At 53.0% G+C, this 17,333-nt stretch carries 12 protein-coding genes; 5 read left to right on the top strand and 7 right to left on the bottom strand.

From position 1 onward, the window contains the following. Positions 1 to 37: 37 nt before the first annotated feature. From AC6I7T_RS19705 to AC6I7T_RS19690, 4 genes are all read right to left on the bottom strand, one after another. Positions 38 to 961: a hypothetical protein gene (locus tag AC6I7T_RS19705; RefSeq protein WP_497789236.1), complete on the bottom strand. Its 924-nt coding sequence runs from the start codon at positions 959 to 961 to the stop codon at positions 38 to 40. 3 nt (positions 962 to 964) lie between these two features. Further along, positions 965 to 3,607: a leucine--tRNA ligase gene (gene leuS / locus AC6I7T_RS19700; RefSeq protein ID WP_497789234.1), complete on the bottom strand. Its 2,643-nt coding sequence runs from the start codon at positions 3,605 to 3,607 to the stop codon at positions 965 to 967. Between the two features lie 37 nt (positions 3,608 to 3,644). Continuing rightward, on the bottom strand, positions 3,645 to 4,454 hold the full coding sequence (locus AC6I7T_RS19695) for a hypothetical protein (RefSeq protein ID WP_497789233.1): 810 nt from the start codon (positions 4,452 to 4,454) through the stop codon (positions 3,645 to 3,647). A gap of 116 nt (positions 4,455 to 4,570) precedes the next feature. After that, positions 4,571 to 5,452, bottom strand: a complete 882-nt coding sequence (locus tag AC6I7T_RS19690) for a deoxyribonuclease IV (protein ID WP_497789231.1) — start codon at positions 5,450 to 5,452, stop codon at positions 4,571 to 4,573. Between the two features lie 79 nt (positions 5,453 to 5,531). Here AC6I7T_RS19690 and nagA point away from each other — a divergent pair, with 79 nt between their 5' ends. After that, entirely contained in the window at positions 5,532 to 6,707 is a 1,176-nt protein-coding gene (nagA, locus tag AC6I7T_RS19685) for an N-acetylglucosamine-6-phosphate deacetylase (RefSeq protein WP_497789229.1), read from the top strand. Between the two features lie 132 nt (positions 6,708 to 6,839). On the opposite strand, the gene AC6I7T_RS19680 is transcribed toward nagA, so the two are convergent. After that, a complete protein-coding gene (locus tag AC6I7T_RS19680; RefSeq protein WP_497789227.1) occupies positions 6,840 to 8,264 on the bottom strand; it encodes an alkaline phosphatase family protein in 1,425 nt (474 codons plus the stop codon). A 120-nt stretch (positions 8,265 to 8,384) separates the two neighbouring features. Between AC6I7T_RS19680 and AC6I7T_RS19675 the strand changes: the two genes are divergently transcribed. Then, positions 8,385 to 9,854 carry a M20/M25/M40 family metallo-hydrolase gene (locus AC6I7T_RS19675; protein WP_497789226.1) on the top strand — a complete coding sequence of 490 codons (1,470 nt, stop codon included), beginning with the start codon at positions 8,385 to 8,387 and terminating at the stop codon, positions 9,852 to 9,854. Between the two features lie 207 nt (positions 9,855 to 10,061). On the opposite strand, the gene AC6I7T_RS19670 is transcribed toward AC6I7T_RS19675, so the two are convergent. Beyond that, positions 10,062 to 10,322: a hypothetical protein gene (locus AC6I7T_RS19670; protein ID WP_497789224.1), complete on the bottom strand. Its 261-nt coding sequence runs from the start codon at positions 10,320 to 10,322 to the stop codon at positions 10,062 to 10,064. A 521-nt stretch (positions 10,323 to 10,843) separates the two neighbouring features. Here AC6I7T_RS19670 and AC6I7T_RS19665 point away from each other — a divergent pair. Next, complete coding sequence (locus AC6I7T_RS19665) at positions 10,844 to 11,683, top strand: proline dehydrogenase family protein (RefSeq protein ID WP_497789223.1); 840 nt, start codon at positions 10,844 to 10,846, stop codon at positions 11,681 to 11,683. A gap of 370 nt (positions 11,684 to 12,053) precedes the next feature. On the opposite strand, the gene AC6I7T_RS19660 is transcribed toward AC6I7T_RS19665, so the two are convergent. Then, entirely contained in the window at positions 12,054 to 13,286 is a 1,233-nt protein-coding gene (locus AC6I7T_RS19660) for an IS110 family RNA-guided transposase (RefSeq protein WP_497789221.1), read from the bottom strand. Between the two features lie 327 nt (positions 13,287 to 13,613). Between AC6I7T_RS19660 and AC6I7T_RS19655 the strand changes: the two genes are divergently transcribed. Together AC6I7T_RS19655 and AC6I7T_RS19650 are read left to right on the top strand one after the other, a co-directional pair. Beyond that, a complete protein-coding gene (locus AC6I7T_RS19655) occupies positions 13,614 to 16,673 on the top strand; it encodes an Ig-like domain repeat protein (RefSeq protein ID WP_497789219.1) in 3,060 nt (1,019 codons plus the stop codon). A 12-nt stretch (positions 16,674 to 16,685) separates the two neighbouring features. Beyond that, positions 16,686 to 17,285, top strand: a complete 600-nt coding sequence (locus AC6I7T_RS19650; RefSeq protein WP_497789218.1) for an outer membrane beta-barrel protein — start codon at positions 16,686 to 16,688, stop codon at positions 17,283 to 17,285. Positions 17,286 to 17,333 lie beyond the last annotated feature (48 nt).

The following is a 17,333-nucleotide window of genomic DNA, read 5'->3' as shown; positions in this document are numbered from 1 at the left end:
CAAGTGAAGCGAAGGAAACGCCCCTGTAAAGAGAGCGTTAGCTGATCGTGCTCTCTTGTGGAGCAGTCAATTCCGGGCTCTGTCCGCGGTAGACCCGCCAGAATTCCAGGAAACTTACCGCCCGTGCGACTTGGAAAAAATCGTTGGCAGCAAAATAAAGAACGGTTACAAATGCCCACCAGTAATAAAGCTCATTCCCGGTCATCTGGGCGCTGAATGGCACCGGAGTAGCAGAAAAAACCATTGCCAGCACAATCAGACCCAGCTTTACGATACCCATCACCAGATTGACTTCAGCCAGCTTCCCTGTGAGTCCACGCCCCAAGCGGAAGCTCTGCACCAGGCTCGACACTACTCCACGTCGCTCTGTTAGCACCAAAAGTGGTGCAAAAGTGACTATCCAGCTAATCAGGGACCAGACGGTGAAAAGACCCAAAGAGAAAAAGATGACCCACGCCAAATAGCCCACTAAATTCGGTGTCTCCTGGGTTGAAAGCGTGCGTGCAGCTGCCCACTGTATAGAGGCAAACCACAGAGCAAAACTTCCTAGCAGAAAACCCAGCTTCAGTATCTGAAGAACAGTTAAGGCAACAGGCCGAAAAGGCAAAGACGGCTCATATCTGCGAAGGACCAGGTTTCTACCAATACCTGAAATCACGGCCCAGGCGATACCCAGAAGAGGAACCATCCACAAGGCAGTGTGAATTACGGGTGGAAAAAGAACAGAGGCGGCATTTCCAGCAAGGATCGCCGCCTGCCATGGATCCTGAAGCGAGAATTCGTAGATGCCGGTTTCCCGCAAAGGGGCCGTCATCCAAATCTGTTTGCCCTGTACACAAAGAAGCCACAGGGCAGGAATGCCGAAGAGCCATCTCCAGACCAGCTCAATGGCCAGCAGAGATGGCTTCCTCCAGCACGCATGTAATTGATGAACCAGCGACTGCGTCCCGCGGACGGCCATCGGCTACTTCACCACAATATTGACCAACTTGCCTGGAACAACGATGACCTTGACAACATTCTTCCCTGCAATGAGGGCTTGAATCTTCTCATCGGCCAAAGCTGCTGCTTGCAAGACCTTGGCATCCGATCCGGCGGCTACACGAATGACAGAACGAAGTTTGCCGTTGATCTGAACAGGTACTTCGATTTCGTCTTCCTTGGCCAGAGCCTCATCGTATTTAGGCCACGGCATCCGCAGGATCTCTCCCGATTCTCCAATCTGTTGCCACAACTCAGCAGACAGATAGGGAGCAAACGGCGCCAGAAGCAAGATAAGGGAGCGCAGAATCTCCGCGATGATCTGAGCAGGAACCTCTCCCGAAGCAATTTTCGCCTCGGCAGCAGTCAACTCGTTCACTAGCTCCATAATTGCGGCAATACAGGTGTTGAAATGCCAACGACCTGCAAAATCCTGCGTAATCTTGGCTATGGTCTGATGCAGTTTCCGTACCAACTTCTGCGCATCCGGACCAAGGTCTGCCGAAGCAGCCTTCTTCCCGGCTGGCACAAGATCGGCATACTTCATCACCAGGCGATAGACACGGCCGAGGAAGCGGCTGACTCCGGCCACTCCATCTTCCTGCCAATCCAAATCCCGGTCCGGAGGCGCCGCAAAGAGGGCGTACATGCGGGTAGCATCTGCTCCGTAACGGGCAATCATGTCATCGGGCGAAACCACATTGCCCTTGGACTTGGACATTTTAGCGCCGTTCTTGATGACCATGCCTTGAGTAAAGAGTCTTCCTGCCGGCTCGTCATTCTTAATCAGCCCCAAATCCCGCATCACCTTGGTCCAGAAGCGCGAATAGATCAAGTGCAGAATGGCATGCTCGACACCACCGATGTACTGATCAATCGGGAACCAATAATTGGCAAGTGAAGAATCGAACGGGACAGTGGAATTCTTGGAGTTCGTATACCGATAGAAGTACCAGGACGAATCGACAAAGGTGTCCATCGTATCGGTTTCACGCCGTGCCGGTCCGCCGCATTTCGGACAGGTGGTATTCAGAAACTGAGGTACGCGACTCAACGGAGAACCGCCCTGCTGAGTAATCTCGATCTTCTCTGGGAGGAGGACCGGCAATTGATCATCCGGTACCGGCACAATGCCATCCTTCTCGCAATAGATCATCGGGATCGGCGTTCCCCAATAGCGCTGGCGGCTAACGCCCCAATCCTTAAGGCGGAAGGTAACCGTCGCCTTGCCAAATCCATGTTCTTCGGCATAGGCAGCCATCTTCTTCTGTGCTTCCTGACAACCCAGGGAATTGAACTCGCCGGAATTGATCAACAAGCTGTCCTCAGTTGTAAACGGAAGGAGAGGCTCCTCTTTGCCATTTTCCTGAGTCTCACCCGTACGGCGGGGAAGAATCACAATCCGGATCTCCAAACCGTACTTCTTGGCGAATTCATAGTCACGCTCATCGTGTGCAGGAACGCTCATGATGGCGCCTGTACCGTAGTCAAGCAGGATGTAGTTCGCCACCCAGATCGGCACACGCTCGCCGTTGTAAGGATTCACGGCATAGTGGCCGGTAAAAACGCCGTGCTTATCAATCGAGCCGACATCGCCGCTTTCACGGGCCTTCTTCTGCTGTTCTTTGAGAGCATCAACTTCAGCCCGCAGATTCTCGTCTGTTGCCGTGAACTCGGCAACCAAGGGATGCTCGGGAGCCAACTGAACACTGCTTGCGCCAAAGATGGTATCCACACGCGTGGTAAAGACCGTAATTTTGGCGCCGCGTTCTGCCTTCTGCCAGTTCTCCGTAGCAGAAAGAACAGCCTTCCCATTGCCTTTTCCCGAACCTTCGTCGGATAGATCCAAGGTGAAATCGACAAGAGTTCCTTCGCTACGGCCGATCCAATTCCGCTGCATGGTCCGGACCTTTTCCGGCCAGCCGTCCAACTTCGACAGATCGTCCAGCAATTCCTGAGCATAATTGGTGATTCTGAAGAACCACTGCTCCAGATCGCGCTGCTCGACCAAGGTATCTTCGTGGCGCCAGCAGCAGCCATTGACTACCTGCTCGTTGGCCAAAACGGTAGCGCACTGAGGGCACCAGTTCACCTTGCTCTTCTTGCGATAGGCCAGCCCGCGCTCATACATCCGGAGGAAGAACCACTGATTCCAGCGGTAGTACTCCGGCAAACAGGTCGTGACCTCGGTCTGCCAGTCGTAGCTCAATCCCAGCCGCTGCATTTGGAGGCGCATGGCGGCAATATTCGAAAGGGTCCACTCCCGGGGAGGGGTGTTGTTCTTGAGCGCCGCGTTCTCCGCAGGAAGCCCAAAGGCATCCCAGCCCATCGGATGGAGCACGTTATAGCCCTGCATCCACATATAGCGGGCCAGAGCATCCCCAATGGAGTAGTTGCGGACGTGTCCCATGTGCAGCTTGCCGGAAGGATACGGCAACATTTCCAGCACATAGTACTTGGGCTTGCCGCTGGACGGCGGTTCGGCGGCATAAAGAGCAGGATTTTTCGCCCACTGCTCGTGCCAGCGCGGTTCTATCTCCTGGGGGTTATAGCGGATCTCGTTAGCGGATGCAGGCCCATTGGTGGGCTGCTGTCCGATCTCACTGTTCGATTGACCTTGAGCCATGACCCTTCTAGTGTAACCGGGCCGGAACTCACTTGAGCTATTGGTCTCGCTCCTTCACGGTATAACCCGTCGGAGAGCGGAAAAGCGAGGGGTCTGGTTCACTTCGGTCCAGTTTGACAAGTTCCTTAGTCGTAACACCGTATAAGGGATTGTCGGTGATCTCAAGAACTGAAATATTCAAATCGACAGATCTCCAGAATTCTCTGATGGTGACCAATGGCCGATCATTTCCGACGGCGCCAGCCGGAATCGTAGTCGTCGTACGTGTTCCCTCTGCGACTACACCGTTTATGGTTTTGGTCCCTAGATTTTCACCTTTTATCTGCGTGGCACTCGGCGATCCCAAGCTTTTAGTCACAGAAGACGGAGCAGTTGTGACAAATCCCGCAACACCCCGGGAAGAAGAACCGGACGTAGGCTGATGAGCGGCGGGGTCCTGCATCCGAATAGCAGAATGCTGCACCATTGCAGGCATATGTGCGAGCCAGACTTCCTGGCTTCCAGTTGTCCAGTTCATCGTTGTACGCGACACGGGATCGGAGATATGCACCATCTTCCTGTCGTCGCCTACAGACCCCAGACTCTGTTCCTGTCGGATTCTTCCCTCTGAATCTTGCGTCATGACAGTAGTAAACGTCTGATTAATAGTTGTTCCATTCGCCAGAGTACGGACGAAAGTTGTTTTGTATTCAGCGGTACATGGAAGCCCGGGGGTCGGCTCTCCCGCGGGAATGCCATCGACAAAAACGCCTAAAGTGCCGCCCACAATCTGCGCATCTGTCACATTGACAATGATTAGGAAAGCAAGTCCAAAAACTAAGACCCCTACCAATCTGGCAATTGTCATAGCTGTTGCTCCGGAGAGTGGGCTACTGGGAATCAGAGATTTCTGCTTCCCAAACGTAGCTCGAGTGCAGTTTGCCCCTGCACTGGAGAAATTGCAAGCTGATCCCGGCTTGCTGTTTAGGAATTCACCAGATTTTTCAGCGTATCCAGATTGCGCCGGTCGTCTCCTGATTCATCGACGGGAGTTTCACCAATAAACGCGCAATGCTGCCAGCGACTGTCATTCAGCAAGCGCCGAAAGGGCTCGAGTCCAATGGTTCCCTTGCCGATGTGCTCGTGCCTATCCAGTTTCGAACCCCGCGCGGCTTTGGCATCGTTGCAATGCCAGACCCGAACCGATTCCAGTCCAACGGTGGCGTCAACCTGCTCTACAAGGTTTTCATACCCTTCCCCGGAGACCAAATCGTAGCCGGCAACATGGGTGTGACAGGTATCCAGACAGACCGCCACCGGAGCACAAGCGCGCAGACGCATGATCAATTCCGCTACCTGATCCAGAGAACCACCAAGGGAGAACTCCGCCCCTGCCGTATTTTCGATCAGAATATGAAAATCGCAGCTCTGCCATGGAAGTCCCTCAAGCGAGCGCTCAATCGACTCGGCAGCAAAACGCAGGCCTTCCTCCCTCGTCAGACCCCGCCAGGAACCGGGATGCAGAACCAGATACTCAGCTCCAAGCTCCAAGGCCCGCTCAACTTCTCCCCGAAAGGCCACAACGGATTTCTCGCGAACTTCTTCCGATTGGCTACACAGATTCACCAGGTAGCTGGTGTGAATCACCAAGGGAAAGACATTGTATTGATCACGCAAGAGCTGCATCCGCTGACAATGGTCGGAAGAGATCCTGGTCGGTCTCCACATTCTGGGACTAGAGGAGAAGATCTGGCAGGTATTTGCCCCAATCTCATGCGCGCGCTCGGCAGCAGTGAATACCCCACCCGAAGTCGACAAATGCATCCCAATACGACGCTCAGAGGAAGGCGTATTTCCGTTTTTCATGGCCATCTTTCTATTTGTACGAGAAGAAGATGCCTTTTCCAAAGACCAGGAGCCGTCTGAGGAGAGATAATTTCTTGTTATGCACACAGTTGTGACCGCAAGCCTTCTTATCGCTCCGGAAGGGGGGCTCCTCCCTAATCCGGTCATTCTTATCGAAGATGGACACATCACTGCCATCGGAACCCGCGAAACAGTTGAGATTCCTGCACGCGCTCAACGCTACGACTATCCCGACGCTACGCTGGCTCCTTCGTTCTTCGATATTCACATTCATGGCGCCGCCGGACATGATGTCATGGAAGCCACGCAAGACAGCCTTAATGCTGTGAGCGATTTTCTGGTCACACGCGGTGTGGGCGCATTTTTCCCAACGACCGTAACAGCACCGATGGACATGATCCTCCGCTCACTGGAAGGAATCTCAAAGCTCATCGCTGCTGGAAAAACGACTGGAGCGCGTCCTTTGGGAATTCACCTGGAAGGCCCGTTCCTGTCTCATGCAAAACGTGGCGTCCATCCCCCGGAACACCTGTTAGCCCCTACGGTGAAGGTGTTCGATCGCATGTGGCAAGCCTCGGAAGGCCGTATTCGGCTGGTAACCGTGGCTCCGGAACTGGAAGGTGCAGAAGAGTTTATCGCCTATGCGACGTCACTTGGAGTCCGCATCAGTCTCGGACATAGCAATGCCGATACGGCAATAGCAAAGGCCGGAGTGGCCGCAGGAGCAGCCAACTTCACCCACACGTTCAACGCGATGAAGCCACTGGACCATCGCAATCCCGGAATCCTGGGGACGGCACTCACCGAAGACTCTGTTTATGCAGAGATTATCTGCGACGGAATCCATGTGGATCCCTCTCTCGTAAAGCTGTTCTGGAAGGCGAAGGGACCGGAGCGCGCCATCCTGGTCACAGATGCCATGAGTGCAACCGGAATGCCTGAAGGCAACTATATGCTGGGAGGTTTTCCTGTCGAAGTGGCAAATGGCAGAGCCACCAGCGGCGGAGTCCTGGCGGGAAGCGTTCTGACTTTGGACCTCGCGGTACGCAACTTTGCCAAGTTTACGGGTGCACCTCTGGGACAAGTTGCGGCACTGGCAGGACGAAATCCTGCTCGGATGACGGGATTGGAAGGGGAAATCGGAGTTCTTGCAGCTGGACGACGCGCCGATATTACCGTCCTCGACAGCAAGGGGTCGGTAGTCGCGACCATCCTAAATGGAGAGGCAAAGCAGCTTCTGGCCGCTAGCCACTAGAGCACGTGCACATCTAGAGGCCAGGCTGCATATTCCTAAATAATGCAACCTGGCTCACCTCTTACATCCCGATGGTCAATTGAATATTATTGGTATTCAGCGTTGCTGCCCATCGAAAGCACCGCTCCTGCTCTAATAGCTTTCTTTCAATACTCCCGAGAGCACGTTTAGGCTCCCATCGATCTTTCCGATTTCCAAGCCCAGAATATGGGCGACCAACGGGTACACATTCACATTCTCAAAGGGCTGTAGCGTCACCCCAGATTTGATATCCGGACCTTCGGCCAGAAATATTCCACGCATAGTAATGAATTTTCTGGGATCGAAGCCGTGAGCTCCGATCATCGGTGGCTTGTCTTCTTTACAGTTTTCAGAGCTAGATACGGCGAGATCGGTTGGTCCATTCGACACCGTAACCGGGTCTCCCTTACGAGGGGTGCTGTCGTAATTGACGACATTTGTGGAATCGCTTCCCTGCACTCCGGATCCAACGGTCTTATCTTCCTTTTTGTTACATGCAGCGGGAGCATGAGCCCGGAGCTCATACGGGCCGTTTGCAACAATAACGGGATCTCCCTCACGTGGATTGCTGTTGAAGTTCAGTCCTGCAGGAACATCCTTCTGGCGATAGACCAGGAAATCTGCGCTCGCGGCCTTTAGCTGCTGATAGGCCTTTGCAGCATCGGCTTCGCTCTTTGGATATAACTGAGGCCCTTCAGTCTTGAAGTTGCTCAAATCGGCATACTTATCCAAGGTGATCCAGGTTCGCTCGACCTTTTGCATGCCGTGATCGCTCACAACAATCAGATCGACCGGAAGATGCGTGGCAGCCAAACCCGCTTCCAGCTTTCCGATTAGTTCGTCCACGCGCTTAACGGCAACCCGCGTTTCCGGAGCATCCGGACCATAGCTATGAGCAGCATGATCGACATTCGAAAAATACAGAGTAAGAAAGTGAGGCCGTTGCGCTTCGGGTAGACGGAGCCAATCCAGAATCTGTGTAACGCGCTTCGTGTCGTCGAGCTTATCGTCAAATTTCAGATAATAGCTCGGGCGTACGCCCGCAATCTCCGCATCGGATCCTGGCCAGAAGAAACAAGCTGCCCTCATTCCCTGCTTCTCTGCTAAGGACCAAAGAGGAACTCCACCGTACCAACTTCCATCCGTAACGGTCTTAGGATCACTGATCGAATATCGTTCTTTACGCTCGGGATCGTAGAACTTGTTCGCAACAATGCCGTGATGCTCGGGATAAAGTCCGGTGATCAAGGCCAGATGATTCGGAAAAGTCAGAGATGGATACGAAGGGATGATGCCATCCGGGGATGTCGCTCCGCGTTTTGCGATGGCCAGCAGGTGCGAAGCTCCGTACTTCTTTAGGAAATCGTACCGAAAGCCGTCCAGCGAAACCATTACGACATAGTGGCGTTGAAGCACCTCAGAAGAATTTGGACCGTGGTCGACCGCGATAACCGGAAGACCTTGCTGAGCTAAAAGAGAGCTAACCGAAAATAGCAAAACTGCAAAAAATGCCGTTAGGCGAGAGATTTGTCGCATTCCTATCTCCTCCCTTTGGGATATCTGGTGCGGGGAAGACTTCTTCTCTTCTACCACGTATTACGCACCGGCAATAGAAGGGACGCTCCAAAACGAAATACGTCGTGATAGCATCCGCCCATGAAGATCCCCTTTCGAATCTTGCTGGCAGCTTCTGCCACCTTCTTTGCCGTTGCAGGTTTCGCTCAGACACCCCCCACGATTCAACAACGTTTGGACGCCCTGCTTTCTCCACCTCCTGGCGTCTGGACCGATGCTCAGCTCGCCACTATGGCTCGAATTCGCGATGCAGCCATGCAAGACGCCTATCCCATCGATGAGCTTCGTCATTTAACCGACAACATCGGCCCACGTCTTGCCGGATCGCCCCAAGCACAAAAGGCCGTTGAATATGTTGCCGGCGAGATGCGTGCGCTTGGAGCCGAAGTCTCTTTGGAAAAGACCACGGTGCCCCACTGGATACGAGGGGAAGAAACAGCTCAGCTTACCACTTGGCCCGGACAAGCAAGTGGCACAACCCAGAAGATCGTGCTCACCGCACTCGGAGGCAGCATTGCAACTCCGCCATCCGGAATTCAGGCTCCCGTGATTGTGGTCAAATCTTTTGCGGAACTGAAAAATCTGTCGAAAGATCAGGTGAAGGGAAAAATTCTGGTCTTCAATGAACCCTTTGACAAGCAGTTGGCAATGCAGGGCCAGGGAGGCGACGCCTATGTCCAAGGTGTTGCGTATCGCGGAGCCGGACCCATGGTAGCAGCCCAATATGGAGCAGTTGCGGCATTGGTTCGCTCAGTAGGAGGAGCCGATTACCGCCTTCCCCACACAGGCCTCACTCACTACGCCCCCGGAACGAACAAAATTCCAGCCGCAGCTATAGCTGCCGAAGATGCAGACTTGCTGGCCAATCTGACTGCACAGGGTCCTGTGACAATGCACCTGACACTAACGCCACAGACTTTAGATCCGGCCCCCAGCTTCAACGTGATTGCCGATTGGAAAGGCACAGAGCACCCGGAAGAAGTGGTCATCGTATCAGGACATCTGGATTCCTGGGATCTGGCTACCGGGGCTATCGATGATGGAGCAGGTGTCGCAGCTGCTATGGAAGCTATTCGTTTGATGAAGCAGCTTGGACTCCACCCGCGACGAACCATTCGCTTCGTGGCCTGGATGGCGGAAGAGGAAGGCTCGCAAGGAGCGGAGAGCTATGCACACGATTATGCGTCCGTGGTCGATCGACATGTAGGAGCAATCGAAGCGGACCTCGGAGCAGGACATCCAACGGGAATTCTTTACGCGGGAAAGTCGGAGCTGCAGCAATGGCTACGTCCGGTTTCAGACGTTCTCCTGCCGATTGGAGCTGCCACTGTCTCCAGAGGCGATGAAACCGGAGCAGATATAGACTTTCTAACAGCACGAGGCATACCAACCTTTGCACCGAATCAAGATAGCCGCTTTTATTTCAATTACCATCACACGCCAGCTGATACCTTCGACAAAGTAAACCCGCAAGAACTCAAGGAAAATGCGGCAGTTATGTCTGTCCTGGCCTATGCCCTGGCAGATGCGCCGCAACCTGCTCCAAGATAAGGCTGCATAGAATATTTGGAACGGCCACTAGCGAACTTGAATTGTTCTGGCAGATATAACGTTTCCTTGATTGATGTCTATATCTAGAAAGGAAGTTATGGAGAGGTATTCTGGAAGAGGTTAACTTATTAAAACGATCTACTAATACGAATATAAAAAGCGCCCCCATCTTTGGAGGCGCTTTTTATTCAGAGTCTCGGATCAACTTTATGATGCCAAGGCTTCGTCGGACAGCGGAACTGCCCGCTTGGGGCGTGATACTCGCTTCGGCACGAGCCGGACACCGCCCGACACCTGCTCCAATAGCAGCGTTTCCGAACACGCGCCGCAAAGCCAGAAGTGTTCGAGGTGGTTATGTTTGGCACCCTTTGGAGCTTTAGGATCCGGCATATCAAAAACGAAAATCCGCCCCTCACGTAGATAGTGCAGTGGCTTTCCGCAGTTCGGATTGGCGCAACTGTTGACCATAGAATTCTCCATTCCAGTCCCCGGATGCTGCATCCTCTCTCTTCAACATCCGCTGGCTAGGCTTTCTTTTATCTTCCGGGGTTGCACTTGAGCACCTGCAACAGGCCCCGTCATCTGAAAGAGCTTAATGGCAGGCTTCTTTCCGATTGTGATGTCAGGCTGCTACCTTGAGTTATCTCTTTCCCCGATGAAAACGGGGTGAATCCTTGCTTAAATTTCTTACGCCTAGGGGAAGAGTGTCCCACTTACCGAATGGGGCTTTATATTCCGATGGAATGTACGTTGATGTCAACCTTTTTTGAGTAATTTAGTCGGAGAATGATTAGTTTCCTGATATGGTCCATCTTCTCTGAAGGAGTTATCCAGATCCGTCTCCGCATGCGAGAATGAATTCGAATCGCGTTGCTGCAAAGGAAAGATCAGAATCCTCTACTATGCCTCTGCTTCGCTCGACTTTTATCGCACTTTCGCAAAACAAACGTCTTCGCTCTTTCTCAGAAAGATCCACTCTTGGTCAACGCATGTCTTCACGTTTTGTGGCAGGCATGGAAATTGAAGATGCTCTTCGAGCTACAGAAACACTCAACCGCAACGGCACCACCGCTACGCTGGATAACCTCGGCGAAAGCGTCACGACACAACAGGAAGCCGAAGCAGCAGCCGAGGTTTACCATCGTCTGCTCGACTGTATTATCGCTCGACGCTTACAGGCCAACGTCAGCGTCAAGCTCACCCAACTCGGGTTGGAAGTGGACCCGGAGATGGCCTTCTCCATCGCCTCAAAGCTGGTGGTCCACGCTGCTTCTACAAACAACTTTGTTCGTATCGACATGGAAGGATCGGCTCTAACCCAGATTACGATCGACATGGTTCGGCAACTGCATGCTATCCCCGGGAATGCCGGACATGTAGGTATCGTGATTCAGTCCTACCTTTATCGCAGTGAGAAAGATATTCAAACCCTGCTTTCCGAAAAAATCCGGATTCGGCTCTGTAAGGGCGCCTACAAAGAACCAGCCGAAGTAGCCTTCCCATTGAAAAAGGATGTCGATATCAACTACAGCAAATTGATGAAGACCCTGCTGGATAGTCCTGTCTATCACGGGCTAGCTACCCACGATGAGAACTTGATCCAGGAAGCCATCCGCTACGTCCGCGAAAATAGGATTGAACCGTCACGGTTTGAATTCCAAATGCTCTATGGAATCAGGCGCGATTTGCAACGCTCTCTCATTGAAGAGGGATTCGGAGTTCGGGTCTATGTTCCCTTTGGGAGTGAGTGGTATCCCTACTTCATGCGCCGTCTGGCAGAGCGACCGGCAAACGTCCTCTTCCTGATTAAGAATGCTCTTCATCAATAGTCCTGACGACCGCAGCACTTCAGCGTGGCGGAAGCAATTTCATTGGCCTTGGGTTTAGAGAAACTAAGGCCAATATTTATAGTGCTTTCCGAACCAGCACGATTGTGCTGCCCCTGGCATCCAAATATCTACGCGGGAATGCCAGAAGAGACGTTTATGCTCTTGATTCTTAAAGAATTTTCAGACAACTCTCGAAAATTCGTCACACACGTGCATACAATCTAAACGCATCTGTCTTTTGGGCCCCTTGGCATTAACTGATTTCATTCAGGAGCAAACCTCAGGAATGGGACCACGTTGCACCTTCATTCGTTTCGTCGTTTGATTGGGGGCTTGATTCCTCCCCTAATAAGAAACATCTCTTGTATATTCAAGCGAGGATGGGTTGAATCTGGACAGCGAAGCCGAGATTTTCGAGCCGCTTGAGTAAACGCAAGGCGTGTCTTTGTTTATTGTGAGGATCGAAATGGTCAGCACCTAGGTCCTGATAGACGGTGCCATTCTTGAGCATGTGATAGGCGGTAGTGAGTAAAGAAGCAGCTACCGCACAGACGGCTTTTTTCGAACCCCGTCGTGCTCGCAAACGGTGGTACTGGGCCTGGAAATAACTTCCTTTGGTGCGGCTGGCTGCCCAGGCGCACTGCACCAGAGTCGTTTTCAGCCAGGGTGCCCCTTTCTTCAAGCGCGTAGAACGGCGTTTACCAGCGCTTTGGTCGTTGCGGGGACATAGTCCTGCCCACGAGATCAAGTGACCGGAGGTCTCAAAGCGAGTCATATCGATGCCGATCTCAGAGACCAGCACCTGAGCCGCGAGGGGACTAAAGCCGGGAATAGAGTTCAGCAGTTCGACGGCGGCGCGAAAGGGTTCCACGTTAGTGTTCACCTCCTCGTCGAGGCTGGCGATGCTAGCCGTCAAGGCATCGATCTGATCCAGATGTAGTTTGAGCAGAAAGCGGTGATGCCGGGTAAGCCGACCGCGTAGCGACGCCTCCAACTCCTCTGCCGAAGCGTGAATGCGCCAGTGAGCTAACGCCGCCAAAGCTTGTGGTGCGGTTTGACCGGCGATGAGCGCTTCCAAAATGCGTCGGCCGCTGAGCCCCACAATGTCTGTCACTACGCTATCTAGCTTGATGTTGGCGTCTTCCAGCGTCTTTTGGATGCGCTGGATGTGACCAGCTCGCTCCCGTACGATCTGCTTACGCGTGCGTAGCAGGTCGCGCATTTGTTGGGTTGGTTCATCGGGAACAAAGCTGGCTTTGATCAGACCGTGCGCTATCAGATCGGCCAACCACATCGCATCGTTGACGTCGGTCTTGCGACCGGGCACATTTTTCACCTGTGCCGCATTGGCCAGTGTCAATTGAAACTCGCCATCGGCCAGTATGTGCCAGACCGGCTTCCAATAGACCCCAGTCGCCTCCATGGCGATATGCGTAACACCTTCCCCGGCTAGCCAATCCGATAACGCCATCAACTCCTGCGTGATCGTCTTGAAAGTGCGGACTATGGTCTTAACCTTGCCTTGGCTCATATGGCGAACGCAGGCCACCACCGTCTCTTTATGCACATCCAGTCCAGCACAATGCGAGTAGAGAACTTCCATCGTCACTCCTCTGCGCTTGGCTTGGAACCCCGTTGTTAGAAACTCTAATAAGCGTGCTCTAAGGTCTGGTGCAACACTTTAGGCGACAATACGGGGTGCTCTAGGGTTCCGGGTCCGACTGACACACGGGCTGTTCTGCACCAGGGAATTGACGACCTCTGTGCCTCTGCGCAATTCCACTCTATACGCTGCTGGCTCTCGTTTCATCCATCGTGGGTCGGAATCACCGGTGCGGGACTGACAAGGAATCATTGGCAGCTGACGGGTTTCTTCGGAACACGGATACCCTGACAGCCGCGAATTGTACGCAATTAAAGGAAAGTAAATATGCGGATCACTTCAGGCGGCCCTGGATTCATTCCATTGGTAGTGCGGCGCAACTCGCACAGGTCTATCCTTCTCTTCCCCCTCTTTCTGCTCCTGCTGCTCATTTCCATAACGGCTCAAGCTCAAACGGTCAATATTCATTCCATTCAATCGAACCCGACTAATCCCACGCTGTCCCCGTACTACAACCAGCCGGTGACAACCTCGGGAGTTGTCATCGGGATACTCCCAAGTGGCTTCTACATTGAAAATAAGCAGGCGGACTGGAGTACTCCGACGGCGGGGACGGAGGGAATCTTCGTCTTAACAAACGGTGTAACCATACCCGCAGGCACGGTTGCCCTGCATAATGAACTGCAAGTTGCCGGGACAGTAGTACTCTCGACACCAACTTCGGCCACCTCCGGACTCCAGATCAATCTTTCCTCTGCTCCAACGGTTCTGAATACCGGTGTGGCATTCCCGCAAGCCATATCTCTCGACACAAATCTGCCCGCTTCCGCTGCGAATTATCAATTCGGACAGTTTCTGAAATTTCAGGGCATGCTGGCCACGCTGACCTCGGTAAAAACTGTTTCCGCCACGGGAGGAACTCTCGATGAGCCCACCGAAACAGTTACCTCCAGCGGGCAGTTTTATGCAGTCGCAGTCGCACCCGCACTCGACAGAACATTTCGGCAGACCGGATTCAGTCCTTACGATATAGCTCCCACAGGAGCACCCAATACGATTCCAACCTGGACAGGAAATCCGCAGCGTTTCCTGATTGACAGCGCGTCCTTGGGAGGAACGCCTCTCGACGTCACCGTGGGAGAAACGGTCACCGCTCTCTCCGGGATTGTGGACTACCGCGCGACTCTGACCGAAACAACGAACGAGACAGCACTCCTGCTCTCCAGTTCCGGCGGATATTCCACCCACTCCGGAGCAATGCAGGGGTCGGCAGCAAGAACGCCTGTAAGCGGAGAGCTCACCGTTGCAACTCAGGATTTAGGAAGATTCTTCTACACGTCCAAAACAGCAGCAGCTAGCGCGGCTATAAGCATCACTTCCGATGCCTATGCTCGTCGCCTGACGAAAGCCGCGGCTTCTATTGTTAATTACGAAAATACCCCTGACATTGTTGCTGTCCAGGAAGCAGAAAATGAACAGACTCTGCTCGACCTGTCCGCAGCTGTCAGCAGAGCAGCATCGGCAGCAGGCAAAACCGATCCTACTTATAGTGTCCTTTGGATTGCAGGCAACGACACCTCTGGCTTAGCAAATGGGGTCTTGTTCAATCCCTCGAAGGTACAGATCCCGGCAGCGGAACAATATGGCCAGAACCTGAACTACAAAGCTCCAAGCGAAACGACATACCCGCTCTTCGACAGACCACCCTTTGTTCTTCACGTAAAGGTCACTCGTGCCGAGACGGACCCCTATCCGGATTCAGCAACCAAATCTTTGATCGTCGTCATCAACAATCTTCTGGATCGCACCAAGATCGATGACGCGGCAACAGGAGACGATGTCCGGCACCGTCGTCAGGCGCAGGCCGAATATGTGGCGGAGCATGTTATCCAGACCTTCCAGGACAACAGTGAATCTGTTATCTCCGTTGGGAACTACAATGCCTTCGAACACGAGGTTCAAGATGGATACGTCGATGTAATGGGAACCATCGATGGCAATCCTGCTGCCACAAACTTTGTCACGCTGTCCAGTCTGCCGAATCTGACAACCCCGAATGCCCTCAATCTCACAAGTACGACTCAAGCTGCCCAACGATATACCTATATCGAGGGTGGAAATTCGGAACAGCCGGACCACATCGTCATCAGTAGCGATCTTGCCGTAAGGTCATCCGTTGACTACGCGCGAGTCAACGCAGACTTCCCGGCCGCAAATCTCAACACAACCGGCACTGCTCTCCATAATGCCGACCATGATCCGGTCATCGGATATTTCGTTATTCCGCAGCACACGAATATCACCTTAACCAGCTCCGAGAATCCCTCTTATGTCGGAGATTCAGTCACCTTTACGGCTACAGTATCGAGTCCAGCGGGAGGACCGCCCACCGGAACTATCAGCTTCTATATCGATAACCAACTCGTCAGCACCGTAACGTTGGATTCCACCCTAAGAGCAACGTACACGACAGCAAGCCTCGCGGTAGGGTCGCACCCGGTTAAGGCAGTATATTCAGGCGATCTAGCCCATGACCCGGCAACAGCATCTCTGGTGCAAGTTGTTGTCGCTTACATACCCACGGTAACGACTCTTGCTTGTTCGCCCAATCCAGCGCAATACGGAACGACCGTTACCTGTACGGCATCGGTGACAAGCGGACTTGCGAATCACGTGGGTCCCACGACAGGCACGATTACGTTTTACGACGGCACAACCACGTTGGGAACAGTGAACTTGAGCGGAAGCGCCATCGCATCCCTCTCAACCAGCGCGCTAAAAGCAGGACTTCACCCCATCACTGCTGTTTATGCAAGGAACCCACCATACGACACCAGTACTTCCAATACAGTGAATGAGTTGATCTGGGCAGATTTCAGCATTTCGGTGAACCCCTCTTCCGGATCTATCTATACCGGAGAAAAAGCCAACTTCACTGTAACCATCACTCCAGGTGCGGGATTCACCTTCGACACACCTCTTTCCTGCTCGAATCTTCCGGATTATTCCTCCTGCACGTTTACCCCAAACCCGGTACCGAACAGTAGCGGAAAATCGACGTGGATTATTCAGACTTCGGCACCTTCGCAATCCGCTACAGTGAATCGACAATCAGGATTCCCCTGGCAAATGTCGACTGGCTCCATCGGACTAGCTGCAATCGCTCTGTTCTTCCTTCCGAAACGTTTCCGTCGTCGCGGAGCATTTCTTGCGCTGCTCTTCGTGCTCACCTTTCATGCGATCCTCGGCTGTAGCGCTCCGCGCAGGCTGACAGGAGGAACAACGCCGGGCACTTATACCGTTACAGTCACCGCAAGCGTAGACGAGTCAGGATACGTTGTGAGTCACTCTGCAAACGTGACCTTAACCGTCAAGTCACTTTTCTGAGGGTAAAGGCACATGCACAACTACGAATCTGGAATAAGTCTTCGTTTGAGGATAGAAAAAGTGCTTGGAAAGCTCTCATTACTCGCAATCCTTATCCTGGCTCCGGGACTCCTTTCGGCACAGGTTGTTCCTGCCGCAAGAGGTGGAAATGATCGCTTACTGGTTGGTGGCCAGTACTCCTACTTCAAGACGGATTTCCCTTCTACCGCCAAGATGCATGGAGTGGGGGCCTTCGTCGATTTCAATTTCAATTTGCGGATAGGCGTCGAAGGAGAGGCCCGGTTCATCTACTTCGACGACTTCCATGGAGAAAATGAGAAGACCTATCTCATCGGACCGAAGATCTATCTTCGACCTCTCGGCAGAATTAAGCCCTATGGAAAGTTTCTTCTGGGCCGTGGCTCTATCCAATATCCATTCAACATCGGCAGCGGCAGCTACTTCGCCTATGCTCCGGGTGGAGGTATTGATTACCGGGTCAAACGCAATTGGTATCTCCGTGCCGATTACGAATATCAGTTCTGGCCTTCGGCTCCCGGTATCCCAGGACAACCCAGCAATGGATTGACTCCGAATGGTATCAGTGGAGGCATAGCCTACCGCATCTTCTAGCACGAATATTCAGTATCGGTAACCGGACAAAACTAACCTTCCCATATC

The sequence above is a fragment of the Humiphilus diazotrophicus genome (genome assembly GCF_059726315.1).
The sequence above is the reverse complement of the archived record's forward strand: the minus strand, read 5'-3'. Positions and strand labels throughout refer to the sequence as shown.

Bases quoted from the DNA above. Each gene is read 5' to 3' on its own strand.
- AC6I7T_RS19705 (WP_497789236.1), bottom strand. From the start codon at position 961: ATGGCCGTCCGCGGGACGCAGTCGCTGGTTCATCAATTACATGCGTGC.
- leuS (WP_497789234.1), bottom strand. From the start codon at position 3,607: ATGGCTCAAGGTCAATCGAACAGTGAGATCGGACAGCAGCCCACCAAT.
- AC6I7T_RS19695 (WP_497789233.1), bottom strand. From the start codon at position 4,454: ATGACAATTGCCAGATTGGTAGGGGTCTTAGTTTTTGGACTTGCTTTC.
- AC6I7T_RS19690 (WP_497789231.1), bottom strand. From the start codon at position 5,452: ATGAAAAACGGAAATACGCCTTCCTCTGAGCGTCGTATTGGGATGCAT.
- nagA (WP_497789229.1), top strand. From the start codon at position 5,532: ATGCACACAGTTGTGACCGCAAGCCTTCTTATCGCTCCGGAAGGGGGG.
- AC6I7T_RS19680 (WP_497789227.1), bottom strand. From the start codon at position 8,264: ATGCGACAAATCTCTCGCCTAACGGCATTTTTTGCAGTTTTGCTATTT.
- AC6I7T_RS19675 (WP_497789226.1), top strand. From the start codon at position 8,385: ATGAAGATCCCCTTTCGAATCTTGCTGGCAGCTTCTGCCACCTTCTTT.
- AC6I7T_RS19670 (WP_497789224.1), bottom strand. From the start codon at position 10,322: ATGGTCAACAGTTGCGCCAATCCGAACTGCGGAAAGCCACTGCACTAT.
- AC6I7T_RS19665 (WP_497789223.1), top strand. From the start codon at position 10,844: ATGTCTTCACGTTTTGTGGCAGGCATGGAAATTGAAGATGCTCTTCGA.
- AC6I7T_RS19660 (WP_497789221.1), bottom strand. From the start codon at position 13,286: ATGGAAGTTCTCTACTCGCATTGTGCTGGACTGGATGTGCATAAAGAG.
- AC6I7T_RS19655 (WP_497789219.1), top strand. From the start codon at position 13,614: ATGCGGATCACTTCAGGCGGCCCTGGATTCATTCCATTGGTAGTGCGG.
- AC6I7T_RS19650 (WP_497789218.1), top strand. From the start codon at position 16,686: ATGCACAACTACGAATCTGGAATAAGTCTTCGTTTGAGGATAGAAAAA.